This window comes from Sulfitobacter sp. M22 (assembly GCF_021736025.1).
Taxonomy (GTDB): domain Bacteria; phylum Pseudomonadota; class Alphaproteobacteria; order Rhodobacterales; family Rhodobacteraceae; genus Sulfitobacter; species Sulfitobacter litoralis.
This window is the reverse complement of record NZ_WMEC01000001.1, coordinates 1,728,247-1,754,018: the sequence shown is the minus strand read 5'-3', so window position 1 is coordinate 1,754,018 and position 25,772 is coordinate 1,728,247. Positions and strand designations below refer to the sequence as shown.

Sequence of the window (25,772 nt, the reverse complement as noted above, 5' to 3'; positions counted from 1 at the left end):
TCATTTTAATTGGGGTAGGGGAGCGCGCAGGTCGCGCGGCAGAAGCTTTGCACGACAGCGGATGCTGCTGCGTTCATTAAACGTGTTTGAGTGTTTGTCTCATCCAGCCGTGTAGCGGCATCCGCGGCGCGTTTAGCAAGGCTTTGTTCGTCGAGGGTCAGCATGCGGTCATTGGCGAATACATACTCACCCGCAATCATCACTTCACGCAAGCCAGCACCGTTTTCGGCAAACACAATCTGGTCAAGCGGGGTACGCAGTGGCGTATAGTGGCAGTAGCCAGCATCCAGAAACAGCATGTCTGCGGCCCAGCCTTCGGCGATCATACCAACATTCTTGAGTCCCATAATGCGAGCGCCGCCTGTCGTTGACATCGCAAAAGCATCACGGGTGGATATCCATTCTTCGCTGTCGCTTGCCTGTGCCCGACTTAGCGTCGCCGCAAGGCGCATGGCTTCGAACATGGATTGACCGTCACTGGTATTCGAAGCATCCGTTCCGACCCCCAGAGACACACCGCTATCCAAAAGCATCCGCACGGGTGCAATGCCAGAACCGAGCCGCAGGTTGCTAAGGGGGTTGTGGCAGATACAGGCGTCGTGGGCCGCAAGGAGGTCGGCCTCTGATTGCGATAGCCAAACACCATGCGCGCCGCTGAATTTCGGGCTTAGAACCTGTAGATGATCCAGATGTGCGGTAAGGCTGGTGCCATACTTCTGATGTGCGATGACCTGTTGCAGTCGCGTTTCAGCCAAATGGGTTTGCAGCGGTATTTCATGCTGTGCGGCAACGTCTGCGCACGAGGTAAGAAAAGCATCTGAACAGTGCAGCGGGATCGTTGGACCGATCCCGGGTCGGACACGCCCATCTGGTACGGGCCAAGTCGCGAAAGCCTCATTGCATACTGCGATAATATCTTGCCAGTCCGGCATCGACAGGGCGGCAACGATGTCACGCAGGGGCTGGTCAAATTGCTCCAGCAGTCCAGGCAAGGCCTGATAGATGGTCTTGTCTGCGATCATAGGGGCAACGACGGCGCGTAAGCCTGCACCTTGATACGCCTCGGCAACCGCATGGATACCTTCAACTGTCGGGCCTGGTAGTTCTATGAACAGGTCAAAGCAACTTGTGCAGCCTTTGCGGATCAACTCAGCTGCCGAAAGTTCTGCTGCGAGGCGCAGATCATGGGTGCTGCGTGATGCATTCAGCCAAGCTGATCCCGCAAGGAACGGTTCAAGCGTCATGTCACCAGCGACGCCACCACGCCCAAGCGCACCGTGTGAATGGGTGTGACCGTTCACGAGACCGGGAATGATAAGGCGGTCGCTGACATCAATGCGCTTTGCATCTTCTGGGCTGTCGCCATCTGTGAGTAGGGCCGTAATCATGCCATCCGTCACAAGAATTGAAACCCGCTCGAAGGTTTCATTCTCAACAAGAACGAGCCCACCACTGAGCAAGGTTTGATGCTTGGACATATAGTATTCCGTGAACGAATTGGGGGGAACTGAGTTCTCGAAATACCTCACTGCGGCAGGCGATCACCTGCCGCAGTGAGGCTAAGCGTTAGTTAATGGTTGTCTCAAAGCGGCGCTCATCAACCGGAGGAAGGAAGGACCGGTCAAAAATCTCTGAAGCTTCTGGCAGGCGCTCCAGATCATAGCCCTTCGCGACGATCTCGATCGAGCGGGTCAGACGTTCGTCTACAAGATCACCCATGCCGATGTCCGTGACTTCAGGGGCGTTCATCAGATTGGTCAGCGCAAATTCCAACCGCGCGCGTTCCAGGTCGGCGTCCACCAGATTGTCATATGCCATAATCGCCTCGACCGAAGTGTCTTGATTGGCAGATACCTCCATCGTCGCTTTGTTCACCGCGCGCACCAGCCCTGCAACGGCTTCGGGATTTTCAGCCAGAAGTTCACGCGACACCATCATGCCGTTGGAATACAGGTCCATGCCGTAGTCTTCGAAGTTGAACCAGTTGTAGTCATTTGCCGGGTCTTGGCGGTTTGCAATCAGGTTGAACCAGCTTGTCGAAGTGAACACGAACGCGCCATCGATATCCCCGCGGATCATCATTGGTTCCTGCAGGTTTGGTGCCATGTTTTCTTGGGCGACTTTATCGAGGTCAATGCCGTTGATTTCGGCGAAAACAGGGAAGAGCCGTGTTGTCGGCGTGCCCTGAGCGCCCCCAAGTGTCTTGCCTTCGAAATCTTCAGGGTTTTCGATGCCTGCCGTCTTAGGTGTCACAATCGCGAAAGGGGGACGATTCCACAGTTGATAAACCATGACAGGTGCCTCACCCGGGCGTGCCGCAGCATTCTGAATGATTGCGTTGATGTCGCCAAAACCTGCGTCATAGGCACCACCCATGATCCGCGTCACGGTCGCAGCCGAGCCTTCGCCTTGGTCAATGGACACATTCAGCCCTTCGTCTTCAAAGTAACCCTTGTCCAGCGCCAGAAGGAAAGGCGCATCAGAGCCCTGCGTTTTCCAGCCCAGGGTGAATCGGATGTCGGTCATTTCGGCAAACACTGGGGCTGCGCCAGCCATTAGCGCCAAGGTGGCACCCACGAGAACATTCTTCATTTCAGCTTTCCTTATTTCGATGAGGGGAGGGTTGGTTAGGACATTGCGATGTCATTGCCGCGGGTTGCCCATCCTGTGACGCGCCTCTCAAGAAGCGAAAACAGGGAGTAGAGGGCCACACCAAGCAGAGCGAGAATGATCAAACCTGCAAATACGAGCGACACTTGGAAGTTCGATGAGGCGGTCATCATGACATTTCCGATGCCACGGTTGGACGCCACGGTTTCGGACAGTACGGCACCAACAAAGGACAGCGTGATCGCAACCTTCAGCGCCGCAAAGAAGTAGGGCATGGTGCGCGGTAGCCCGACATTTACCAAGATTTCCCGCTTTGAAGCGCCAAGCGTTTTGAGCACGTCCTCAAGGTCAGGTTCTGTTGTGGCCAGTCCCGTGGCGATATTCACCACAATCGGGAAGACGCAAATCACCATCGCCGTCAGGATCGCAGGTGTCGTGCCCGATCCGAACCAGAGCACAAAAATCGGGACTACTGCGACTTTGGGGATGGATGAAAAGCCAACCAGCAAAGGAGAAGCGACGGCGTAGGCGACTTTGGATGTACCCACCATGATTCCCAATGCCGTCCCAATCGCGACACCAAGCACAAAGCCGGTGAGCGTTGAATATAATGTCTGGGCGATGTGGGGCACCAAGATCGGAAACTTGACCCAGAGCGTCACGAGGATTTCGGACGGGCGCGGCAGAACAAGGTCAGAGACGTCCAGTAAGACGCAAAGTACTTCCCATATCAGAAAGAAGCCGAAGATCAGTGAAAACGACAGCATTCGGATGCGATTTTTCTCGGTCATAGCACTCATCCTATTTACGCACCTGTGCGATCAACTCGCGCAGGCCTTGGGTCATTTCGACAAATTCTGGGCTGTAGATCATGCTAATGTCCCGGGGCTGCGGGATGTTGACGGGTTCGTCCGATATGACCCGTCCGGGTCGTGCGCTCATCACGCAGATACGTTTTGCCAGAAAACCGGCTTCGCGCAGGTCATGTGTGACCAGCAGCACCGTCGGTTTGCGGTCCAGATACAGGTCTTGAAGAATTTGCCAAAGCTCTTCGCGCGTGAATTGGTCCAGCGCCCCGAAGGGTTCATCAAGCAGCAACAGATCGGGCTCATGGATGAGTGCGCGACAAAGGTTTGATCGCTGCAACATCCCACCGGACAACTGCCAAGGATAGTGATTGGCAAAATCCTGAAGGCCTACCTGTTTTAACAAACGATGGACGCGGTCCCGATAAGCCCCTTTACGATCCTTGCGGAATGTCGCCTTGAACGGGGCCACGATCTTGAGCGGCAGCATCACATTCTGCTCGATTGTCAGCCACGGCAGCATAGTGGGGTTCTGGAACGCCATACCGATGCGCAGCTGTTTGGCTGAAGCTTCTCGCCCGCCGACAAGGACTACACCAGACGACGGCTGTATCAGATCGCTCACAAGGCGCAGGATAGTCGACTTGCCGCAACCCGACGGGCCGACAAGTGCCACGAAGTCACCTGCATCCATTTTTAAAGACGTAGGCGACAGTGCTGTAACAGCATCATCTCCCTTGCCGAAAACAACAGACGCCGACTGCAATTCTACTGCATAGCGATATGGCGACGGCCCTACTTGGAGAGGGGTGCCGGTGCTTTGTTTATGATGATTTAATATGTTCATGCAGTCATCAAACTGCAGAGCGGTGAGCCTATAAATAAAATTAAGTAAAAAGTTTTAGAATTAAAAGGCTCCGCTCAAGAAAGAGGCGCGGTCCTGGGTGCTGGCTTGAAATTACAGCACTCCATGTTCCCCTATTGGGGGAATTGACGCTTCTTTCGCTTTCGAGGCAGTTTGGGCGTCAATTCCGAAGCGGCAACAGCGTTAATGATTCTGGATGCCGAGGTAGCTCAGAATGACGTCCTTGGCGTGTTGCCGACGTTCTTCTTGCCACGCGTCGTCATGGAGGTTCTGGCCGACAACAATGCCAAGAGTGGCAGCGTTGTTCAGGTGGTGGGCTGAAAGGGCGACAATACTAAGATAAAGCTGGGCGGGATCAGGCTTTCGACTGAACACTCCGCTTGAATATCCACGTTCTACCAGATTGCGGATTGCTACGATGAGAGGCTCCGACATGTCGCGCATCACCGCTGAACGCGCGATATACATCCCGTTCAGAGCGTTTTCATTGCGCGTCATTTTGCGAAAATCGGCGTTATTTTTAAAGTAATCGAAGGTGAATTCCACCAGTTCATTCAACTTCGCGACCGGATCCCCTACGCTAAAATTTAGCTGCGCTTCTTGGTCTCGGATCTGTTGAAAAATGTCCTCAAGAGCCGCGATGTAGAGCTGCTCTTTCCCACCAAAATAATGGTAGATCATACGCGAGTTGCACTTGGCAGCCTTTGTTATGCGGTCAATCCGTGCACCGTGAAAACCGTGTTCGGCAAACTCGTCTATAGCGACGGCCAATATTTCGGCTTGTGTCCGTGTCGCATCGCGACTTCTGAATTTAGGGGATTTTGTTGGGGCGTTAGGACTACCACCACATTTTGCCGCCATAATTTCCCCGTCTCGTGTGTCGTTCTTATCTGCCAGATATTCTCAGGCCATCTAATCGGTTCGAAACCGGATGGTAAAGCTGGCGTGAAAGTCCTTTATGCTGCCGGTGCGCCCAATGAGAGGCTGCAAATTGAAGAGAGAATTTGGGGTTCAGATACCGCAAGACGCCGAAATTTATGCATTCTGAACCCCAGTAGATCACAAGAAACTAATACTAAAATCCCAAAGCCATTCCGTCTTTTCTTGAGTCACTCCCACCTGTCAGCAAGCCTGTATCGGGGTCGATATAGATTGCCTGACTCCCACCAATCGGGGATTCCTGCAAGGCCAGCACGTGCCCACGCGCCGTCAGATCTTCGCGGACTTCCAAGGCAACGCTTGGTTCAATATCCAACACACCATCATGCGCAAAGCTGCGCGGTGCATCCATTGCTTCTTGGATATCCATTCCCAAGTCCAGCACGCCAGACAAAAAGGCTGCGTGGCCAGCCGCTTGATAGTGCCCGCCCATGACGCCGAAGGGCATCACGGCGACACCATCTTTGCAAAGCATTCCAGGGATGATCGTGTGCATGGGGCGTTTGCGTGGCGCAATGGCATTGGGATGGCCTTCATTAAGCCTGAACGACGCACCCCGAGAGTGAAAAAGAACACCTGTGGTGGGGTCTAAACGCGTCGAGCCAAAACCGTGGAAGATTGAATTGATGAAAGACAGCGCATTTCCCTGTGTGTCAACGACGCTGAGATAGATCGTATCTTTATGCTCTGGCTCATTCCAAAGCGTAGGGGGCATAGCTCGGCGCATGTCGATCCGCGCGGCCAGTGCGTCTACGGCCTCGTCAGACAAGAGTGTTTCGACAACATCTGGGCAGTCTGCAGGATCAGCGATCAAAGCATCGCGGTGATGGTATCCAAGTTTAGTTGCCTCAGCGTGCAGATGGATGCGGTCAGCGTCGGAGAGGCCCTTACCCATGTCAAAGCGTGACAGGATGCGTAGAATTAGCAAGGCCGCCAACCCTTGGCCGTTCGGTGGACATTCAAAGACGTCATGATCTCCGTAACGCGATGAAATCGGTTCAACCCAGTGCGCTTGATCCCGACCTTCGTGGAAATCCGCTTCGGTGTGCAGCCCACCAAGAGATTGCAGATGTGCCGCCATTTTCGCTGCCACGTCACCTTCATAGAATCCTGCAGCGCCGTTTTTTGCTATGATGCGCAGACTTTCGGCGAGCAGGGGTTGGGCGTGCATGTCGCCCGCTTTCGGCGCTTTACCTTCGGGCAGAAACAGCTTTGCGGCATGTTCATCACCTCCAATAATATCTGCGTTCGCAGCCCAATCCATTGCGACGCGCGGTGTTACAGGGTAGCCGTTTTCAGCGTATTCTATCGCGCGTGCGAACAACTGGTCCATTGGCAAAGAGCCATGATCCTTGTGCAAAAGGCACCACCCCGAAATGGCACCTGGGATCGTGACCGAATGTGGACTTGTTTGGGGGATCTCATCCGTGAGACCTGCATTTTTTAGAGCTTCGACTGTCGCGGCAGCTGGCGCGCGTCCCGACCCATTCAGGGCCTTCACCTTACCGCCTTTTGGCGCATAAAGCGCAAAGCAGTCTCCACCTATACCGGTCATCAAAGGGTCGACGACACATTGCACAGCCACTGCAGCAATCGCCGCATCTACTGCGTTGCCCCCTTTGGTCAGGATCTCGTGGCCGGCTGAGGTTGATAACGGGTGAGAAGTTGCGATCATCGCTGAAGAAGCAAGCGTACTGGGACGGCGAGCAGAGAAGAAGTCAAACATTACGGGTTTCCTGTAGTTAGCACCACTTGCCACGGGCTCGCGATGATCTTGTTTTAGCTGAAGAGGAACGACTATTTTAATGCCAGCGGATGCAGACACGCGACTGCGCGTTGAAGGCTGAGCTTTCCCAACTGCGGATCTTTCAGCCGGCAATCGTTCTGCGCGCTTGGGCAACGTGTCGAAAAACGGCACCCTTCTGGCAAGTTGAGAGGGCTTGGGATCTCCCCGGACAATGGCTCTGAAAGCGGCTCAAAAAATTGGGGCGCAGCGGCACGAAGAGCCGCAGAGTAGGGATGAGCTGGCGCATTAAGAACAGCGTCGGTCGGGCCTGTTTCGACGATACGGCCAAGATACATGATCGCGATTTCTTGGCAAAGGAAGCTCGCGACGCCAAGGTCGTGCGTAATGAAGATAAGCGTCAGGCCCATGTCTCGCTGTAATGACTGCAACAAAGTTAACAGCTGCGCTTGGGTCGATACGTCGAGCCCTGAAACAGCTTCATCCGCCACAAGCACCGTAGGCTCCGATGCTAATGCGCGTGCGATAGCCACGCGTCGCACCTGTCCTCCTGACAACCCCGATGGATACCGGTCAGCAGCGTCTGCAGGCAATCCGACCCTATCAAGCAGTTGCGCAACACGTGAGGCTTCCTCTTCGCGCGATACGATATTGAAGTGCCGAAGCGGTTCTGCAATGAGCGCGCCAATAGTCATACGAGGGTCGAGTGACCCACGAGCATCTTGATAGACCATCGCAACATCGCGTGCAAAATCGATACCCGTGGCGCGTCCTTCCAGAATGGGTTTACTGTTATAAAGCGCACGCCCACCGCTTGGTCGGTCCAGCCCCAGCAGGACCCGAAGCAGGGTAGACTTACCCGAACCGCTTTCTCCGACGACAGCAAGGGACGTGCCTTTGCGAATATTAAGCCGAACCCCATCCAAAGCACGAAGACCTACTGTTTCGCGGCTGAAAAGGGATCGCCCTGGTTTGGGGACTTCGAACACCTGCTCGACCTCGATTAGTTCGAAGATGGGTTGCTCGGGGACAGTCGCATTGGTTTCGGTTAAGGTTTGCACAGTCATTCGGGGTTCCAACACGCAATATGGTGATCAAGCGAGCCTGTCGCGGTCTGCTGGGCCGGCACAAGGGGGGGCGCTTCGTCCGCGCATCGCGTCACTGCGCGTGGACAGCGCGTGCAAAACCGGCAGCCGTTAGGCATTTGCCCGTGAGACGGCACAGTTCCTTCGGGAACTGGTAAGTCTTTGGTGCCGATTTCGAGCACACAGGATTTTAGTTGCTTAGTGTAAGGATGGCGATGTCGTTCGAGCACATCGCGCGCCGGACCACTTTCGACGACTTGTCCCGCATAGAGCACCGCGATCCTATCACAAGCCTGACTGGCAAGGGCTAGATCATGCAACACAAACACACAACTTGCGCCACGTTCACGGGTCAGGTGCAGGATCAGACGGACAATTTGTGCTTGAATCGTGACATCCAGAGCAGAGGTCGGCTCGTCAGCCAAAAGCAAATCAGGACTACCTGCCAATGCGATAGCAACCATAACCCGCTGCTGCATGCCTCCTGATAATTGGTGCGGGAAGGCAGACATTCTGCCTTCGGGGTCGTTGATCCCGACAGAGGTGAATAGTGTAATCGCTTGTTCTCGGGCGTCTGCCTTTGATAGCCCGTGGATGCGTCGCAAGGTCGTGCTCAGCTGTCGTCCGACTGTGTACGACGGGTTCAGCGCAGTACCCGCGTCCTGAAATATCATAGACAAACGGCGGCCTCGAAGCTTCACCATCTTTCGCTCAGATAGCGTGAGAAGGTCGCCTTCGCCCGCCAAGGTAGCGCTTCCGGTGACCCTCGCGTTTTCAAGCAAGCGCATGATTGCAGTGGCGATAGTCGATTTCCCTGCACCGCTTTCGCCGACCAAAGCCAGTGTCTCTCCCTGACCGAGCGCAAGCGTGACACGATCCAAGATTTTAGCGGCACCTCGGAAGACGGTGAGGTCCTTGATCGACAAGACATGTTTCACGGTCATATCGCTCATGAATCTCTCCGTAATTTAGGATCAAACTCTTCGCGCACCCCGTCGCCGACAATCGACAGGGCGATCAGCAAAAGGGCCAGAGCAAAACCCGGCATCGCAGACATCCAAGGTGCAAAGCTGACAAAATCGCGTCCTTCAGCGATCATGAGGCCCCAGTCAGGTGTCGGGGGCGTGACGCCGATGCCCAAAAAAGACAGCGATGAGGAAACCAGAATGGCCTCTGAAACGCGTATTGTGACCTGAACGGCGAGCGGGAAAATCACGTTTGGCAAAACATGGCGTAGGATCACACGCAGGTATGAAATGGACATCAGTTGCGCAGCTTCGATGAAAAGCTGAACGCGTACCTGCATCACGTCACTGCGCACCGTGCGCGCAAAGGGCCCTATCATGGAAAGGCCAACTGCGATGACGACTTTGTCCACGCCTTGACCAAGGATCGCGATGAATGCGACGGCGAGGATCAGCGACGGCAATGCAAGGATGGCGTCGATCAAGCGCATCAGGCCCCATTCAGCCCATCCACCAGAAAGGCCAGCGGCCAGCCCGATAATGAGTCCGCCTATCGCGCCAATCATGACCGAGAAGATGCCGATAATGAGCGCATATCGTGCACCGAAGATGACGCGCGACAGGATATCTTGGCCGTAGCTATCTGTGCCCATCCAATGCACCACAGTGGGTGCTTTCATCATGACGTTAAAGTCCTGCTTAACGGGATCGAACGGGGCGACAAAGGGCGCGAAAATCGCGGCCAGCACATAAGCCGCTGCAACAAGCAAAGCTGCGGTGAAGAAAGGCCGCCGTATGAAAACAGATCGACGGGATTTTGCAGCGGGTGAAGGGGTGTCCATAATCGGTACCGCAGCGACGCCCTTGGTCATTTGAACGCTCATTTGCTGGTCCTCAGTCGTGGATCAAGGAAGGGGTAGGACAGATCGACCAGCAGGTTGACGCCGATGAACAAAACCGCCGTCATCATAACGCCAGCCTGAACCACAAGGTATTCACGCCCCAGTACAGCCGAGGTCAGCATCTGCCCAACACCAGGAAGGTTGAACACCGTTTCTGTTAGAACAGTCCCTTGTAGCAGCACACCCAATTGCAGGCCAAGGATTGTAACGAGCGGCATAGCGATGTTGCGTACACCATGCACCCAGACGACGCGCCAATTCGGTTCACCGCGTGCGCGGGCCGCCGCGATATAGGGTTGCTCTAACACTTCGATCAGTGTCGCGCGGGTAAGGCGAGTAATCATTGCAATGAAATAGGTCGAAAGCGTAAGGCCGGGCAGGATCATGTGGTAAATGCCCAGCCAGAAGTTCTCCCACGGCGAGACGTAGCCCATTACCGGAAAGAGTTGAAGCTTCACCGCAAAGAACCAGATCAGCAAGATGCCCAGAAGAAACGAAGGAAATGCCGTGCCTGTCAGGGCAAGTACAGCCGATCCGGCGTCAAATATCGTGTCCTTCTTAATGGCTGATAATACGCCCAAAGGGACACCAACAAGAATTGCAAAAAGAAGAGAAAAGGAGGCGAGGGTCAGCGTGACAGGCAACGCCTCCTTAAAGGCATAGGTGAAAATCTCTGCGCGCGCGACATAGGATGTTCCCCAATCGCCCTGCACAAACTGGATCGCCCAATTCGCGTATTGGACAAGGAATGGTTGATCCAACCCCAGTTCGGCTCTTAGTGAATCGTAGCTCGCTTGAGAGAACTCTGACCCGAGCATGATCTGAATTGGATCGCCCGGTGCCAGCTTCAAAAGTCCGAAGCTGGCGACCGATACGACGAATAGGACAACGAATGTCTGCGCGATTTTCCCCAGTGCCTTAACGAGCATTAGCCAATACTCACAGTGTGTAGATTCACAAGATCAGCCGGAATATATTGGAACCCCTTAACCTTGGTAGAGAACACTTTGTAAATTGGCATGTGGGCCATGACAGCAATGCCGGCTTCGTCCATCAGCAAGTCTTCTGCCTTGTTGTACAAAGCGCGTCGTGCTGCTGGATCCAGTTCGACCTGAGCTTGTGCGCAAAGGTCGTCAAAGTCGGTGTTCACCCAACCGCCAAAGTTCCATGCCCCGTCCGATTTAAATTCGGGATAAAGTGTTTCATCAGGGTCCAGGTCGGCCACCCATTCAAAGTCATAGAGGTCAAAATCGGAGGCGTTGCGGCGCTTGACCCATGTTGCGGGCTCCACAAGTTCCAGCTTCGCCTTGATGCCGATCTGAGCCAGCATCGGGGCGACAGTTTGAGCCACTCGTGTCCCAACAGGACCGCGTTCTGCCATCATATAGACGGCTTCCACTTCACCTTGGTTAGCAGCCTTGGCGCGGAAGGACTTGGCCTTTTCCAGATCATACCACTGACCGCGGCCGCTGGACGCAATGTCAGGATCAAAGAAGTCGGTCATCGGAGGCGAAATAGGCGTATACGCTTTCTGCGCACGACCAAAGTACGCCTGTTTCACGAGGGTATCTCGATCCAGAGCCCAAGCAACAGCGCGACGCAGGTTAACGTCGTCAAATGGACCGCGTTTGCAGTTCATCCCGACAAAGGTGTAGTTCCCCTCGATCTCTCCGTACAGGTTCGCATTCGGGAAAGCTTCGACCTGATCGACGAGCTGCATCGGGCAATCGGTCATGCCGTCGATTTGGCCGGACATTAACGCCGCAAGCGCAGTCGAGGCCTCGTTCATCAGAACAAATGTCGCACGCTCAAGCTTTGGCAATCCTGGTTCGAAATAATCGGGGTTTGCTTCCAGTTCGATTGCGTCGTTCTCTTTCCAGGACACAAATTTGAATGGCCCCGTCCCAACGGGATTACGTCCATAGTCGGCACCGTACTTCTGCACGGCAGCGGGACTAACGATCGTGCCCGCACGTCCGGTCGAGCCGTTCAGTGCGACGGGCAAGAAAGCGTATGGTTGAGAGAATGTTAGCTTCACGGTCAGCGGGTCGACAACCTCGATGGTTTCCAACAGCGCCAGTTTCCACGCGTGTGGTGACTTGGGTTCCCCTTCTTTGACACGCAGAAGGGAGAATTTGACAGCTTCGGCATCACAGGGTGTCCCATCGTGGAACTTGACGCCATCGCGCAGCTTGAAGACGTGGACCTTGTCGCCCTCGATATCCCAGCTTTCCGCGAGGTCTGGTTCAAAAGTGACGTTCTTGCCGTCGTAAGCAATCTTGAGAAGACCGTTATGGATATTGTTGATGATCTGTATGGAAGACAGGAAGCCAGTGAAGTGGGGGTCCAGCGTATCAATGACTTTAATGGACGCAATTTTGATGTGACCGCTTTGCTGTGCACGCACAAGAGAAGGTGCGCCAGCGGTTGCAGCTGTTAGAATGCCGGCACCAAGGCCCTTAAGTACTGTTCTACGTCCGAAGCGTGCGGACAGACGTTCGGCAAGAACTTTTTTGTGGTCGATCGGTTTCATATTTTATTATCCCTGTTGGCATTGTCTCCTCCCTTCGTTCGTTTCGGCCGACAAATGCTCGCGCTGGGTTTCCCCCAGTTCGCCCGCCTCACGTCGATTTTGAGGCATTTTTAACCGAACCCTCCCAGTTGCTCGGCGTCATGTGGTTAAAGCTTGCAAGCACATGTATACAAATGGAAGCTAAAAGAGCACAAAACGACGGGATTGGATGGCTGATGATTATTCGTGCAGCAGATTGCATCTTTGAAAGCCTGATAGAGACTATCATGGTCGGCGAATTGGCCGCGGGCGAACCACTTGTCGAAAAGTCACTGGCCGAAAAATTCGGTGTATCGCGTACTCCGGTGAGGGAAGCCTTGCATCGGCTGGCCCAAGCAGGCCTCGCCGAGCGTGGATCCCGGCGCGCCTACTTTGTACGCGAGATGGCACCCGAAGACCTTTCTCAATTGTTTGAAGCCACTGGCGAGATAGAGAGCGCTCTTGCCGCTCTTGCGGCCAAACGTATGAGTGAAATCGAGCGCCGTCAGCTTATGTTGATTGTTGACAGTGGCGATGCCTGCGACGACCCGACCGCATACAGCGATATCAACAGGCAATTTCATGAGGCTATAAAGTTGGGTGCTCGGAATTCAACACTCGCCTCAACCTTGGACGAGCTCAGCATGCGAACCTTTGCATGGCGAGCCGCCAATTTCCGAGAAGACAGTAGGCGGCTGGCGTCCTCTCGAAGCGAGCATCGTCAGATCGCTGACGCGATACTTAACTTAGATGTAGAAATGACGCGCAGACTGGTTTGCAGTCACGTCGCGTCTTCATATCTTGTGTCGTCCGACATCCTTGCGCGCCGCAAGAGGGAGCTACCGGTTAAACCGAACGCGTAGAGCCAAGTTTATCCGGCGCGCAATTCTTTATAGTCGAGTAGCTCTGCGCTTCGTTGAATAACATCAGTCAGCCGTCACCTGCTAAGGTAGTGGATAAGCTGATGACGGCAGTTTAATGTGTCGTAAGAGTTTACGACCACTTTTTGATGAACGATCGCGCGAGCTCGTTCACCTCTTCAGGGTGCGACGCGCTCAGAAAATGCTGGCCGAGAGTGTCCGATCTTCTGTGTAACTGCGATCTGGTCCATGCTTCCTGAGAGGAGCAAGGACGATGACCATATCCGAGGAACTGCTGGACGAACTACTGAAGGGCTGCGAGCGGCCTGAAGACCTGCTTGGCGATGCCAGTCTGAACCGCCCCGATTTTACCGGAGGGTGCTTTGTTCAACGTCAGGCTACTTTATCGAGTGTGTTTAGATTTGCATAGAATACCTCCTCTGCTTCTGCGGGTGTGATGTATCCGATGGGACCGAATAGCCGACGGTTGTTATACCAATCGACCCATTTCAGCGCTTCCCATTCGACTTCGCGCCTCGATTTCCATGGACCGATCTGGTTGATGACCTCTGTTTTGAACAGGCCAATGACGCATTCAGCGAGGGCATTATCATAGGAATCGCCGACTGTTCCAACCGATGGATCAATACCGAATTCGACAAGGCGCTCGGTATACTTGATCGAGAGATATTGCGATCCACGGTCTGAGTGGTGAACCAAGGTATTGTTATCAAGTGTTTTTCTTTGCCAGATTGCTTGATCCAAAGCGTCGAGAACGAACTGCGTCGCCATTGAGGTCGATACGCGCCAGCCAACGATCCGGCGCGCAAAGACATCGATGACGAAAGCGACATAGACCGTTCCCGACCACGTCGGGACGTATGTGAAGTCAGAGACCCAGAGCTGGTTAGGCCGATCTGCTTTGAACAAGCGGTTTACCGGGAGTGTCATGAACTTTGTGTATCTGGTCTGGCCCATGCGGGTTTTAGATACAGTCACGCATTGAAGCGATCCTCAAACATTATGGCGAAATGATTGCGGGCCGCAAAGCATTCTCGAACATTTCGGCCGCCTTTCTCAAACTTGCGGATCGCCAAGTAGATCAGCTTCGTGGCTGCGCCTTCGGTCGGGAACGATCCCCGCGTCTTAATCGATTTGCGGATTACACGGTTCAAGCTTTCAATTGCGTTGGTGGTGTAGATGATCTTTCGGATGGCGGGATCAAAAGCAAAGAACGGGATCACTTCCTGCCAAGCCCTGCGCCAGGCCGGTGCGATGGAGGCATATTTTCCGGCCCATTTTTCCTCGAAGGCATCCAACTCCAAACCAGCTTGATCGGCTGTAGGGGCGCTGTAAATCCGCCGTAGATCAGCGGCCACTTCCTTGCGATCTTTCCAGGCACAGAAGTTCAACGAGTGGCGCACGAGATGGACAATGCACGTTTGTACGGCCGTTTCCGGAAAGGCTGCTGTGATGGCATCAGGGAAGCCTTTGAGTCCGTCCACGACCGCAATCAGGATGTCTTGCAGCCCACGGTTCTTAAGCTCTGTCATCACGGAGAGCCAAAATCTGGTGCCCTCATTGTCAGTGATCCAAAGACCGAGAACCTCGCGCACGCCATCCTTGCTGACGCCAAGGGCCACGTAGACGGCTTTGTTCTTGACCATGCGGCTATCGGCGTCACGGATTTTGACCCGTAGAGCGTCAAAAATGACGATGGGATACATCCGGTCCAGCGCCCGGGACTGCCATTCCCGAACCTCATCCAGCACCGCATCGGTCACGCGGCTGATCAAGTCTGGCGAAACTTGCAGGCCGTAGACGTCCTCAAGATGAGCACGGATATCGCGGACCGTCAGACCGGCTGGGAGTGTCATAAACTTTGTGTATCTGGCCTGGCCCATGCGGGTTTTAGATACAGTCACGCATTGAAGCGATCCTCGAACATTATTGCGAAATGATTGCGGGCCGCAAACCATTCTCGAACATTTCGGCCGCCTTTCTCAAACTTGCGGATCGCAAAGTAGATCAGCTTCGTGGCTGCGTCTTCGGTCGGGAACGATCCCCGCGTCTTAATCGATTTGCGGATTACACGGTTCAAGCTTTCAATTGCGTTGGTGGTGTAGATGATCTTTCGGATGGCGGGATCAAAAGCAAAGAACGGGATCACTTCCTGCCAAGCCCTGCGCCAGGCCGGTGCGATGGAAGCATATTTTCCGGCCCATTTTTCCTCGAAGGCATCCAACTCCAAACCAGCTTGATCGGCTGTAGGGGCGCTGTAAATCCGCCGTAGATCAGCGGCCACTTCCTTGCGATCTTTCCAGGCACAGAAGTTCAACGAGTGGCGCACGAGATGGACAATGCACGTTTGCACGGTCGCGTCCGGAAAGGCTGCTGTGATGGCATCAGGGAAGCCCTTGAGTCCGTCCACGACCGCAATCAGGATGTCTTGCAGCCCACGGTTCTTAAGCTCTGTCATCACGGAGAGCCAAAATCTGGTGCCCTCATTGTCAGTGATCCAAAGACCGAGAACCTCGCGCACGCCATCCTTGCTGACGCCAAGGGCCACGTAGACGGCTTTGTTCTTGACCATGCGGCTATCGGCGTCACGGATTTTGACCCGTAGAGCGTCAAAAATGACGATGGGATACATCCGGTCCAGCGCCCGGGACTGCCATTCCCGAACCTCATCCAGCACCGCATCGGTCACGCGGCTGATCAAGTCTGGCGAAACTTGCAGGCCATAGACGTCCTCAAGATGAGCACGGATATCGCGGACCGTCAGACCGGCTGCGTAGAGGCCAATGATCTTGTCATCCATCCCATCAATGCGGGTCTGACCCTTCTTCACCAGTTCAGGTTCGAAGCTACCGTCCCGGTCCCGTGGCACAGCGATAGGCAGTTCGCCGTCTTGCCCCTTCAATCTCTTGGCGGATGACCCGTTGCGACGGTTGGTCTGATCAGGCGGGGCATCCTTGCCGTCTTCATAGCCCAAATGTGACGTCAACTCAGCACCGAGCATTCGCTCCATCAGCTTGATCTTGAGCTCTTTCATTAGACCGGCATCGCCAAGCAGGTCTTCAGGCCGCTCGCAGCCCTTCAGTAGTTCGTCCAGCAGTTCCTTGGATATGGTCATCGTCCTTGCTCCTCTCAGGAAGCATGGACCAGATCGCAATTACACAGAAGATCGGACACTCTCGCGCAAAGTGGAACATGCTCAGGCAAGATACTTCGGCCAAGTCGCTAAGGGAAATGTCTTCAGATAGGTTTTCCGTCATGAACTCGACCACACGCTTCAATCGCATCGGATCAAGGCCCTTGGCGTTTTGGGAGCTAATGTAGGCATCAGAGCGCGCCCAATCGTCGGCTCGGGTGTGCCGCTGCAATATCCGAGCCGAAAGCGCTAAACTCAATGTATCGAATACGATCCGGTTGCTTTTTGTACTTGCCTGCAACTCCTCAGCAATCGCCAACCCGATCTGATGAATTAGCGGATCGAATATGCCTCCAGTGTAAACAAGCCCTGCGTCTTCGGCATTCGTATCTCGATCGTTTAGACCGCCAGATGCGTCCTTAGATAAATAGAGATGAAGCATATCCAGGCTATCTCCATCAATATTGAGGTAGCGAACTGATACACCTTTTGGGCAAATGCAGGATACACCGGCTCGAGACTCAAATCGCTGTTCAGCGCCATCCGCACGGCGCCTGATTTCGGCACTGCCAGCTAAGGCAATGGCTACTTCGTTGATAGGCTGGATGAAGGACGCTCCGCTCAACGAATTATGGCGCCGTAGCTCTGCATTGACGGTACCTCCCCAGCCCAAGCCTTTTGATGAAGCGAGCAAGAGGCTCCCCGCGTCTTCGTACTTTTTGCCCAATACTGTATTGATCGCTGCGCCAGTATGCTGCCTACCATCTTCCCGTATCGGAATCGGCAATATCTGCGTAGGTGGTTCACCTTCAAGCAATGCTTCTCTCCCCCCATGAGTGCGGTTTCTCCCAAAGCCGCTTTAATACAGTCCTTCCGGTCACGTCGCATTGTCAATGGGACAGGGTTTGAGCCGCTTATGTTGCCAGGTAAATCGGGGTCGCCGTTTGTGCGCACTGCAGGGTTTTTTGCGCGACTTACGTTATCTGGCCTACCGAGATACGCGTGGCAGTAAACTTGGGCACAAATTTTAGGCAGTCAATCAGGTTCGCCAGACTTTTTGTCACATATTTTCGAAAATAAATTGCGCCAGACCCGACTCTGGGGCATTTAAATTAGGTGATCTTAAGTCAGATCATGCCTGGGCAATAACCAGGCAAGGGCATTCGGGCCTCGACAGAAGCAACTAAGGGTTGCTGTGTCGGGGCTTTTTTTGTGGGGAAACCATGTCTAAGACATTCGATCTCGGTGTATTGTACTCACGTTCAGGCACGTATCAGCTGTTGTCTGAGGCGTTGTTCACCGGCGCAATGTCGGCGATTGAAAGTGTTAACGCCAACCATGATTTGCCGGTTTCTTTTAACCCTATCGTCCGGGACCCAGCAGGGGAACTGACCAACTACGCCCCAATGTGCGCGGAAATCCTATCCAGTTCTAATGCGAAGCATGTGGTTGGCTGCGTCACTTCCTCAAGCCGCAAAGAAGTTATTCCTGAGCTCGATCGCGCACAGGCAACCCTATGGTACAACGTGCCCTATGAGGGGTTCGAGACGTCAGCACGTGTTGTCTACTCCCATGCTGCTACTAACCAGAACATTCTGCCGCTGCTTGGCTGGGCAACGCGTCACTTCGGTATGTCGGTCTACCTTGTTGGATCCAATTACATTTGGGGGTGGGAAACGTGCAGAGTAATGCGCACGCGGCTTGAAGCTGCGGACGGTTCTGTATTGGGCGAACGTTACCTGCCGCTTGGCGATACATCCGTAGAAAGCTTGATCGAGGATATCGAAAAAAGTCGCCCGAAATTCATCTTGAACTCACTTGTAGGAGCCTCCTCATACGCTTTCATCAAAGCCTATGCTGAACTGGGGCAACGTGACCCATATTTCGCATCTGACAACTGCCCGTTGCTATCGTGTAATCTAACAGAAGCTGAACTTCCTGTACTCGGCGACGCAGCAGAGGGATTGATTTCGGTCGGTCCATCATTCCGTAAGAACCCCACATCTAACGGGGAGGGCTCTTCCTTAGAGCGTACTGCTTTTCAGTCTGTGCTGACTTTGGCTGAAGCTCTTGCGCACGGTGCAAGTGGACCGTTCGACAGCTATTTGGCGCAACATGGGGCCCGCTACGGAATTGATCCCGCGACACAACATAAGTCGCTCGATGTGCATATCGCGCAGGTTCGAAACAGCGCTTTTAAAATTCTGCACAGTTGGTCGGATATTGCACCCGACCCGTATCTCACCCGACCATCGAGACACCCTAAGTTTAGCGATCCGATGCTGAAGGTCGTGCAAGCATGAGCACACAAATTGATATTGCGGGGTTAGAAGGGGCTCGTGCAATTGTTTTGCACCCAGCGCATGACCGTCTACAAATATTGCTGCGTCAATTGCGGGCCATCGGTCTTGAGGCGGAAACCGCTTGGCCAAAGCTGCCTGCTTCCGCGATCACAGCCGATTTCATTCTTTACGACACGGACGCAGGCCATGATGCTCAATTTCCCTGGGCGTCGGGGCAGTCGCCTATGCCCATGATTGCACTCGTCGGATCTGAAGCGCCGGGGCGGATCGAATGGGCATCCAAGACAGGGGCCGATGCATTGCTGGTCAAGCCGCTGGCTGCGAGTGGCGTTTTTGCGTCTCTTTTAATGGCGCGGCAATCGTTCGAAAGACGAAAAGCATTGTTGGCTGAAATTGGTGCCCTGCGGGATCGCGTGTCAGCGCGGCAGACGATTGTTCAAGCCGTAAGCCTATTAGCGAAAAAAACGGGCTCTGAAGAGACCGCATACGACGACCTGCGCCAACTCGCGATGGCATGGAAAATGACAATGGAGGACGCAGCGGTGCAGATCGTTAAGCATTCGGAGACGACAGGAGCTAACCGTGGCATTTGCTGAGGCGACACCTGCACTTTTGCCACCTACGGTTTGGCAGCGATTGAAGAAGCGTAAGCTTGCTCTGTTTGGCATGGCATTAATTGCTTTGACCATCTTTGGTGCTCTGTTCGCACCGTACCTCACTCCATATGAGCCAAACGATCAGATGTTTGATGGTCTCACGATGCAAGGCGCACCGATGGCACCTGGGGCGCAGTTTGCACTGGGAACCGATCTGCTTGGTCGGGATTTGTTGACGCGCATCTTATACGGCGCACGCACCTCGCTAATTATTGGTGTTTTGGCGAATGGAGTCGCCCTGATTATCGGAACTTTTATCGGTGTCACTGCGGGCTATTTCGGGGGAATTTGGGGCAACATCCTCATGAGGTTCACCGACCTCATGATGGCGTTCCCTGCGCTTTTGCTGGCAATTTGCCTCGCGGCGATATTCCAACCGTCATTGTGGATCGTTGCTATGGTTATTGCCACAGTGAACTGGGTACAAACCGCACGGGTGCTTTATGCCGAGACTGCAAGCCTGTCGCAGCGTGAGTTTATAGCTGCAGAGCGTACTTTAGGCGCAGGAAATGTTCGCATCTTATTCAAGCACATTCTGCCACACCTTACACCTACAATAATTGTCTGGGGTACACTGGGCATCTCGACCACGGTGCTGCTTGAGGCGACGCTTAGCTTTCTTGGGGTAGGGGTCCAGCCTCCCACACCGAGCTGGGGCAATATCATCTTCGAGAACCAAACATACTTTCAAGCGGCTCCCTGGCTTGTGTTTTTCCCCGGCGTGGCAATCGTTACTTTAGCCTTGGCCTTCAATCTTGTGGGTGACGCGCTGCGTGATGTGCTGGACCCTACACAACGGGGGCGCGCATAATGTTGGCCTTTATCACCAAGCGTCTTATCCAGTCCTGCCTTATACTGCTGGGCGTCTCTTTCATCACCTTCGCACTTTTGTACCTCTTTCCTGCAGATCCAGTGCGTCAGATTGCCGGTCGTTCAGCGACACCGGAAACTGTCGCCAACATTCGGGCTCAACTTGGTTTAGATCAGCCGTTTATCATCCAATACGCGCGGTATCTGGGCAATCTACTTCAGGGTGATCTGGGACGGTCTTATTTGCAAAAGACCGAAGTCAGTACGCTTATAGCAGCTCGGTTGCCTGCGTCGCTCCTTCTGATGTTGGGAGCCATCGTTTGTGAACTGATCTTGGGTATCACCATGGGAGTCGTCGCGGCAATGCGACGAGGGACGGCTACCGATAACACCCTAATGATGGCGAGCTTTATCGGCGTATCTGCACCGCAGTTCGTTGTTGGCCTACTGATGCTTTATGTATTTGCGGTCCAGTTGCATTGGTTCCCCATCGGTGGCTACGGCACATTTGCACATCTGGTTTTGCCATCGATCACCTTAGGGATCCTTGGCTCGGGCTGGTACAGCCGCATGATGCGATCTTCGATGATTGATGTACTACGACAGGATTTTATTCGTACAGCACGCGCTAAAGGGTTGAGCCGTATACGGGTTTTGATGCGTCACGCTTTGCCAAATGCCGTTCTGCCGATCATCGCGATGATCGGGATCGACGTCGGCATCTTTATGGGCGGTATCGTTGTCGTTGAATCTGTTTTCGGATGGCCGGGCATCGGACAGCTTGCATGGCAGGCGATCCAGCGCGTGGACATACCAATCATCATGGGCGTCACGCTGGTATCAGCTTGCGCCATCGTTATTGGCAATCTGGTCGCAGATATTGCGTCCCTGTTCGCCGACCCGCGGATCAAGGTCCGCTAATAAAACCTACCCAACAGGAGTAACTTACAATGAAAAAACTACTCACAACCTCGGCACTGGTTGCAGCCATTGCTCTGCCCCAGATAGCAGCTGCCGATGCTCATTCCGATCTTGATCCGAACGCTAAATCTGGTGGCAACATCACGGTGACCTATAAGGACGACGTGGCCACCTTGGACCCTGCTATCGGGTATGACTGGCAGAACTGGTCTATGATCAAGTCTCTGTATGATGGGCTTATGGATTATGAACCGGGCACAACCGAACTGCGCCCCGGACTTGCCGAAAGCTATGACATCTCGGAAGATGGCAAGGTTTTCACTTTCAAACTTCGCGAAGGAGTGAAGTTCCACAACGGTCGCGTGATGACGGCTGATGACGTGAAATACACGCTCGATCGCGTAACTAATCCGGCGACCCAAAGCCCTGGCGCGGGCTTCTTTGGATCGATCGAAGGATATGACGCTGTGTCCTCGGGCGAAGTAACTGAACTGTCTGGCGTTAAGGTGTTGGACGAGCAAACAGTAGAGATCACTCTGTCACGGCCGGATGCGACGTTTCTGCACGTTATGGGGCTGAATTTCGCTTCTGTAGTGGCCAAGGAAGCGGTCGAAGCCGCGGGTGCCGATTTTGGCAAAACAGCGATGGGTACAGGTGCATTTAAATTGGCAGACTGGACGATCGGTCAGAAGTTGGTTTTCGAAAAAAATCAGGATTACTGGCGCGAAGGACTGCCCTATCTGGATAGCGTCACTTTCGAGGTGGGCCAGGAGCCGATTGTCGCATTGCTACGTCTTCAAAATGGCGAAGTCGACGTACCTGGGGACGGTATTCCACCAGCGAAATTCCAAGAGGTCATGGGTGATCCCGAACAAGCAGCGCGCGTAATCGAGGGCGGGCAGCTTCACACCGGCTATATTACCCTCAACGTTAAGATGGCGCCTTTTGACAATGTCGACGTGCGCAAAGCCGTCAATATGGCGATCAACAAAGAGCGCATTACCCAAGTCATCAACGGGCGTGCGGTTCCAGCAACACAACCGCTTCCACCTTCGATGCCCGGATACACAGAAGGGTATGAAGGTTATCCCTACGATCCCGAAGCTGCAAAAGCACTCTTGGCCGAAGCTGGGTTCTCTGATGGTTTCGAGACAGAACTGTTTGTCATGAATACCGACCCGAACCCGCGCATCGCTCAAGCGATCCAGCAGGACCTCTCGAAAATCGGTGTGAAAGCAACTATTCAGTCCCTCGCGCAAGCCAGCGTTATTGCCGCTGGCGGTGAAGCCGATCAAGCACCTATGATATGGTCAGGTGGTATGGCGTGGATCGCGGATTTTCCAGATGCGTCAAACTTCTATGGTCCAATCCTGGGCTGCGACGGGGCTGTGCAGGGCGGTTGGAATTGGTCATGGTACTGTAATGCGGATGCAGATGCGATGGCAGTTAAAGCCGACAGCATGACAGATCCGGCTATGGTCGATGAGCGTCTGAAAATGTGGTCCGATGTCTATATGGCAGTCATGGAAGACGCGCCTTGGGTGCCCGTGTTTAACGAGCAGCGATACACCATGAAATCCGAGCGTATGGGCGGCGATGACAAACTCTACGTCGATCCAGTCTCTATCCCTGTTAACTATGACTATGTGTATGTAAACGATGTGCAATAAATGTCCTGACTATACTATTCACGGCGCGAGCCACCACTTTGGCTGGGACAACTCGTTTGTCCCAGCCATCACAGTGGCACCTGGTGAAACAATCGAATTCGAATGCCACGACAGCTCAGCGGGTCAACTGAATGCGGACAGTACCGTTGCCGATGTCGCGGCTATGGATTTTGGCAAGATCAACCCGGTGACGGGTCCCGTCTACGTGGACGGGGCAGAGCCCGGTGACGCGCTGAAAATCACCATCGAAGGGTTTAAACCTTCTGGCTTCGGTTGGACCGCAAATATACCCGGTTTCGGCTTGCTGGCAGATCAGTTTGAGGATCCGGCGCTAACAATCTGGAAGTATGATCCAGATACGCTGGAGCCAGCTCTGTTTGGTAAAAACGGGCGCGTACCACTTAAGCCTTTCGCTGGTACCATTGGTTGCGCTCTCGCGGAACCAGGGTTGCATACAGTCGTCCCGCCTCGCCGTGTCGGTGGCAACCTTGATATCAGGGACTTGGCTGCGGGAACGACGTTGTACCTGCCTGTCGAAGTCGCTGGAGCACTGTTCTCCATCGGTGATACCCATGCGGCACAAGGCGATGGCGAAGTCTGCGGTACTGCGATTGAGAGCCCTATGAATGCCACAGTAACGCTCGACCTGATAAAAGACGCAAATCTCAAAATGCCGCGTTTTACAACACCGGGTCCTGTTACCAACCACCTGGATTCCAAGGGGTATGAGGTCACCACGGGTATTGGCCCAGACCTGATGACCGGCGCAAAAGAAGCGGTAAGCCAGATGGTCGATTTGTTATGCAAAACGCGAGGTCTATCAGCTGAAGATGCCTATATGCTGGTATCTACATGTGGCGATCTGCGTATTTCGGAGATTGTCGATATGCCAAACTGGATTGTGTCCTTCTACTTTCCGCGCTGCGTGTTCGAATGACGGTACCAGCACAAATTTCATCGGCGGCCTCTGTGGCTGCCGATGCCTGCACCCCGGTTTTGTCAGTACGGAACCTTGATATCTCGGTACGCAGCGATGCAGGTATACAACCGCTTGTACGGGGCCTCAGCTTCGATCTCAAACCAGGCGAGACGCTTGCCATCGCAGGTGAAAGCGGTTCGGGAAAGTCGCTCACCTCCTTAGCTATAATGGGTTTGCTGCCTCCACCTGCTGTCCACGTTTCGGGTGGCAAAATAGTGTTCGACGGCGCCGACCTCACTACTTTGCCCGAGCATAAGTTGCAGCGCCTGCGTGGCGATCGTATCGCTATGATTTTTCAAGAACCCATGACTGCGCTGAACCCAGTGATGCGTATCGGTGATCAACTAACCGAGGCTATTCGCGCGCACGAGCCCATGTCGGGACGGGCTGCACGTCTTCGTGCCTTAGAAGCGATCAAGGCCGTGCGGCTGACCGAACCAGAGCGCAGAATGAAACAATATCCGCATGAACTATCTGGCGGTATGCGCCAACGTGTCGTTATTGCTATGGCCATTGCACTTCGCCCAGATGTGATGATTGCAGACGAGCCGACAACTGCGCTGGATGTTACCGTGCAGCGTGAGGTTTTGGACCTGCTGCGCGTACTCACCTCAGAAATGGGTATGGCGTTAATTCTTATCACCCACGATATGGGCGTTGTCGCCGAGATGGCGGACCGAGTTTTGGTGATGCAAAAGGGTCAGTTGGTTGAGGAGGCCGCGGTGCGCACGCTATTTCGCGATCCCAAAATGCCTTATACTCAGCAACTGCTTTCCAGTGTTCCACGCATGGGGAAGGGACGCGTCAACACCGTTGATACCACGGTACAGCCCTTGCTTTCCGTGAGAGACCTCAAGGTCACCTATGATATTCGCGGTGGAATTTTGGATCGTGTTCAAGCGCGCGTCCACGCCGTGGAAAAAGTAAACTTTGATATCTTTCCCGGGGAGACTTTTGCCGTCGTGGGTGAAAGCGGATGTGGCAAGTCGACTATTGCACGTGCTTTGACTGGACTTGTCCCACACGAGGGGGTCGTCAAGTTTTCCGGCAAGCCCATCTTGCGCGACCGCTCCTCGCAGCGCACCAATACGCGCGCGATGCAGATGGTATTCCAAGATCCTATGGCAGCACTTAACGGTCGCATGACCGTGGGAGATCTGGTCAGAGAGCCGATGGTCATTCATGAGATCGGGACACCTCAAAGCCGAACAGATCGTGCAGCCGAGCTGTTTAAGCGCGTCGGTCTCGGCCCCGAAGCTCTCGATCGCTACCCCCATGAATTCTCAGGCGGACAACGTCAGCGTATTTGCATTGCGCGGGCATTAGCGTTGAATCCTAAGCTTATCGTTGCCGACGAAAGCGTCTCGGCTCTTGACGTTTCAGTTCAGGCAACGGTGTTGGACCTTTTACAGGAGCTCAAGTCTGAGTTGGGCATGTCCTATCTGTTTATCTCGCATGATATGGCAGTAGTTGAGAACATTGCTGATCGCGTGGCAGTTATGTATTTGGGGCAAATTGTCGAGATCGGTACCAGCGCTCAGGTATTCGGAAATCCTCAGCATCAATACACGCGACGTCTGATTGCGGCCGCACCATTTCCGGACCCGGAACGCCAGCTTCCGGTCAGCGAAGTGTTGGGAACCGAGCTCAAAAGCCCGGTAATGCCGATTGGCCAATCTCCACAGATTCTTAAGTATAGAGCCATGGGAGACGGGCATTTGGTCGCGGTTTAGCCTAATTTCGCGCGGGTTGAGCAATAAACGGTATCTGTCGCAACGCGCGGTCCTTTGTCGACTGGTGTCACTGCTCGACCGGAAGCTGCTTTAATGGCCAGCACCAATAGTACAACATACAAATATAAAAGGTTAAGAGTAAGCGATGTGCCGCCCCCACCTTCCTTGTGAGCCTCTGATCTGAGATTCAGCCCTGACGGATGGATTATCAGGGAGTTT

The 25,772-nt window shown here is 53.9% G+C and carries 22 protein-coding genes and 2 pseudogenes; 9 read left to right on the top strand and 15 right to left on the bottom strand.

Features of this window, described 5'->3' with window-relative positions; genetic code table 11:
- Positions 1-5: 5 nt before the first annotated feature.
- The 11 genes from GLP52_RS08660 to GLP52_RS08610 all read right to left on the bottom strand — a co-directional run bounded on the left by GLP52_RS08660 (position 6) and on the right by GLP52_RS08610 (position 12,449).
- Positions 6-1,478, bottom strand: coding sequence for an amidohydrolase family protein (locus GLP52_RS08660; protein WP_237272177.1), 1,473 nt, complete (start codon positions 1,476-1,478; stop codon positions 6-8).
- 88 nt (positions 1,479-1,566) lie between these two features.
- Complete coding sequence (locus GLP52_RS08655; protein WP_237272176.1) at positions 1,567-2,592, bottom strand: ABC transporter substrate-binding protein; 1,026 nt, start codon at positions 2,590-2,592, stop codon at positions 1,567-1,569.
- Positions 2,593-2,627: 35 nt separating this feature from the next.
- The gene (locus GLP52_RS08650; RefSeq protein ID WP_208596058.1) at positions 2,628-3,401 is read right to left on the bottom strand and encodes an ABC transporter permease; all 774 of its coding nucleotides are present in this window, start codon (positions 3,399-3,401) and stop codon (positions 2,628-2,630) included.
- Positions 3,402-3,411: 10 nt separating this feature from the next.
- Positions 3,412-4,263: an ABC transporter ATP-binding protein gene (locus GLP52_RS08645; RefSeq protein WP_093733497.1), complete on the bottom strand. Its 852-nt coding sequence runs from the start codon at positions 4,261-4,263 to the stop codon at positions 3,412-3,414.
- A 201-nt stretch (positions 4,264-4,464) separates the two neighbouring features.
- Positions 4,465-5,142 carry a TetR/AcrR family transcriptional regulator gene (locus GLP52_RS08640; protein ID WP_237272174.1) on the bottom strand — a complete coding sequence of 226 codons (678 nt, stop codon included), beginning with the start codon at positions 5,140-5,142 and terminating at the stop codon, positions 4,465-4,467.
- A 214-nt stretch (positions 5,143-5,356) separates the two neighbouring features.
- On the bottom strand, positions 5,357-6,946 hold the full coding sequence (gene ggt, locus GLP52_RS08635; RefSeq protein ID WP_237272173.1) for a gamma-glutamyltransferase: 1,590 nt from the start codon (positions 6,944-6,946) through the stop codon (positions 5,357-5,359).
- Positions 6,947-7,017: 71 nt separating this feature from the next.
- Positions 7,018-8,031 carry an oligopeptide/dipeptide ABC transporter ATP-binding protein gene (locus GLP52_RS08630; protein WP_237272172.1) on the bottom strand — a complete coding sequence of 338 codons (1,014 nt, stop codon included), beginning with the start codon at positions 8,029-8,031 and terminating at the stop codon, positions 7,018-7,020.
- Positions 8,028-9,002 carry an ABC transporter ATP-binding protein gene (locus GLP52_RS08625; protein WP_093734521.1) on the bottom strand — a complete coding sequence of 325 codons (975 nt, stop codon included), beginning with the start codon at positions 9,000-9,002 and terminating at the stop codon, positions 8,028-8,030. Before GLP52_RS08625 ends, GLP52_RS08630 begins: the two co-directional genes overlap by 4 nt.
- Entirely contained in the window at positions 8,999-9,898 is a 900-nt protein-coding gene (locus tag GLP52_RS08620) for an ABC transporter permease (RefSeq protein WP_237272171.1), read from the bottom strand. The genes GLP52_RS08625 and GLP52_RS08620 overlap by 4 nt, the downstream gene beginning before the upstream one ends.
- Positions 9,895-10,845 (bottom strand): ABC transporter permease, encoded by a 951-nt coding sequence (locus GLP52_RS08615; protein WP_093734519.1) that lies wholly within the window; start codon positions 10,843-10,845, stop codon positions 9,895-9,897. Before GLP52_RS08615 ends, GLP52_RS08620 begins: the two co-directional genes overlap by 4 nt.
- Entirely contained in the window at positions 10,845-12,449 is a 1,605-nt protein-coding gene (locus tag GLP52_RS08610) for an ABC transporter substrate-binding protein (RefSeq protein WP_237272170.1), read from the bottom strand. Before GLP52_RS08610 ends, GLP52_RS08615 begins: the two co-directional genes overlap by 1 nt.
- 173 nt (positions 12,450-12,622) lie before the next feature.
- On the opposite strand from GLP52_RS08610, the gene GLP52_RS08605 reads away from it, so the two are divergent.
- Positions 12,623-13,330, top strand: a complete 708-nt coding sequence (locus tag GLP52_RS08605; protein WP_237272169.1) for a GntR family transcriptional regulator — start codon at positions 12,623-12,625, stop codon at positions 13,328-13,330.
- Between the two features lie 271 nt (positions 13,331-13,601).
- Positions 13,602-13,757 carry a hypothetical protein gene (locus tag GLP52_RS08600; RefSeq protein ID WP_237272168.1) on the top strand — a complete coding sequence of 52 codons (156 nt, stop codon included), beginning with the start codon at positions 13,602-13,604 and terminating at the stop codon, positions 13,755-13,757.
- Here the strand turns inward: GLP52_RS08600 and GLP52_RS08595 are convergent.
- The 4 genes and pseudogenes from GLP52_RS08595 to GLP52_RS08580 form a co-directional block, all read right to left on the bottom strand.
- A pseudogene (locus GLP52_RS08595) lies at positions 13,721-14,266 on the bottom strand (IS3 family transposase); the annotation flags it as partial. The gene GLP52_RS08600 and the pseudogene GLP52_RS08595 sit on opposite strands and share 37 nt — an antisense overlap.
- Positions 14,267-14,322: 56 nt before the next feature.
- Positions 14,323-15,189, bottom strand: a pseudogene (locus tag GLP52_RS08590) (IS256 family transposase); the annotation flags it as partial.
- 59 nt (positions 15,190-15,248) lie between these two features.
- The gene (locus GLP52_RS08585; RefSeq protein ID WP_237273507.1) at positions 15,249-16,463 is read right to left on the bottom strand and encodes an IS256 family transposase; all 1,215 of its coding nucleotides are present in this window, start codon (positions 16,461-16,463) and stop codon (positions 15,249-15,251) included.
- Positions 16,408-17,298 carry a hypothetical protein gene (locus GLP52_RS08580; RefSeq protein WP_237272166.1) on the bottom strand — a complete coding sequence of 297 codons (891 nt, stop codon included), beginning with the start codon at positions 17,296-17,298 and terminating at the stop codon, positions 16,408-16,410. The genes GLP52_RS08585 and GLP52_RS08580 overlap by 56 nt, the downstream gene beginning before the upstream one ends.
- A gap of 406 nt (positions 17,299-17,704) precedes the next feature.
- On the opposite strand from GLP52_RS08580, the gene GLP52_RS08575 reads away from it, so the two are divergent.
- The 7 genes from GLP52_RS08575 to GLP52_RS08545 are packed head-to-tail and all read left to right on the top strand — an operon-like array spanning position 17,705 to position 25,553.
- Positions 17,705-18,784, top strand: a complete 1,080-nt coding sequence (locus tag GLP52_RS08575; protein ID WP_167354579.1) for a transporter substrate-binding protein — start codon at positions 17,705-17,707, stop codon at positions 18,782-18,784.
- Complete coding sequence (locus GLP52_RS08570; RefSeq protein ID WP_093734507.1) at positions 18,781-19,380, top strand: ANTAR domain-containing response regulator; 600 nt, start codon at positions 18,781-18,783, stop codon at positions 19,378-19,380. Before GLP52_RS08575 ends, GLP52_RS08570 begins: the two co-directional genes overlap by 4 nt.
- On the top strand, positions 19,367-20,251 hold the full coding sequence (locus GLP52_RS08565; RefSeq protein WP_093734506.1) for an ABC transporter permease: 885 nt from the start codon (positions 19,367-19,369) through the stop codon (positions 20,249-20,251). The genes GLP52_RS08570 and GLP52_RS08565 overlap by 14 nt, the downstream gene beginning before the upstream one ends.
- Positions 20,251-21,171: an ABC transporter permease gene (locus tag GLP52_RS08560; RefSeq protein WP_237273506.1), complete on the top strand. Its 921-nt coding sequence runs from the start codon at positions 20,251-20,253 to the stop codon at positions 21,169-21,171. Before GLP52_RS08565 ends, GLP52_RS08560 begins: the two co-directional genes overlap by 1 nt.
- Positions 21,172-21,200: 29 nt before the next feature.
- The gene (locus GLP52_RS08555) at positions 21,201-22,841 is read left to right on the top strand and encodes an ABC transporter substrate-binding protein (RefSeq protein WP_237273505.1); all 1,641 of its coding nucleotides are present in this window, start codon (positions 21,201-21,203) and stop codon (positions 22,839-22,841) included.
- Entirely contained in the window at positions 22,831-23,778 is a 948-nt protein-coding gene (locus GLP52_RS08550; protein ID WP_237273504.1) for an acetamidase/formamidase family protein, read from the top strand. The genes GLP52_RS08555 and GLP52_RS08550 overlap by 11 nt, the downstream gene beginning before the upstream one ends.
- On the top strand, positions 23,775-25,553 hold the full coding sequence (locus GLP52_RS08545; RefSeq protein ID WP_093734502.1) for an ABC transporter ATP-binding protein: 1,779 nt from the start codon (positions 23,775-23,777) through the stop codon (positions 25,551-25,553). The genes GLP52_RS08550 and GLP52_RS08545 overlap by 4 nt, the downstream gene beginning before the upstream one ends.
- Positions 25,554-25,772 lie beyond the last annotated feature (219 nt).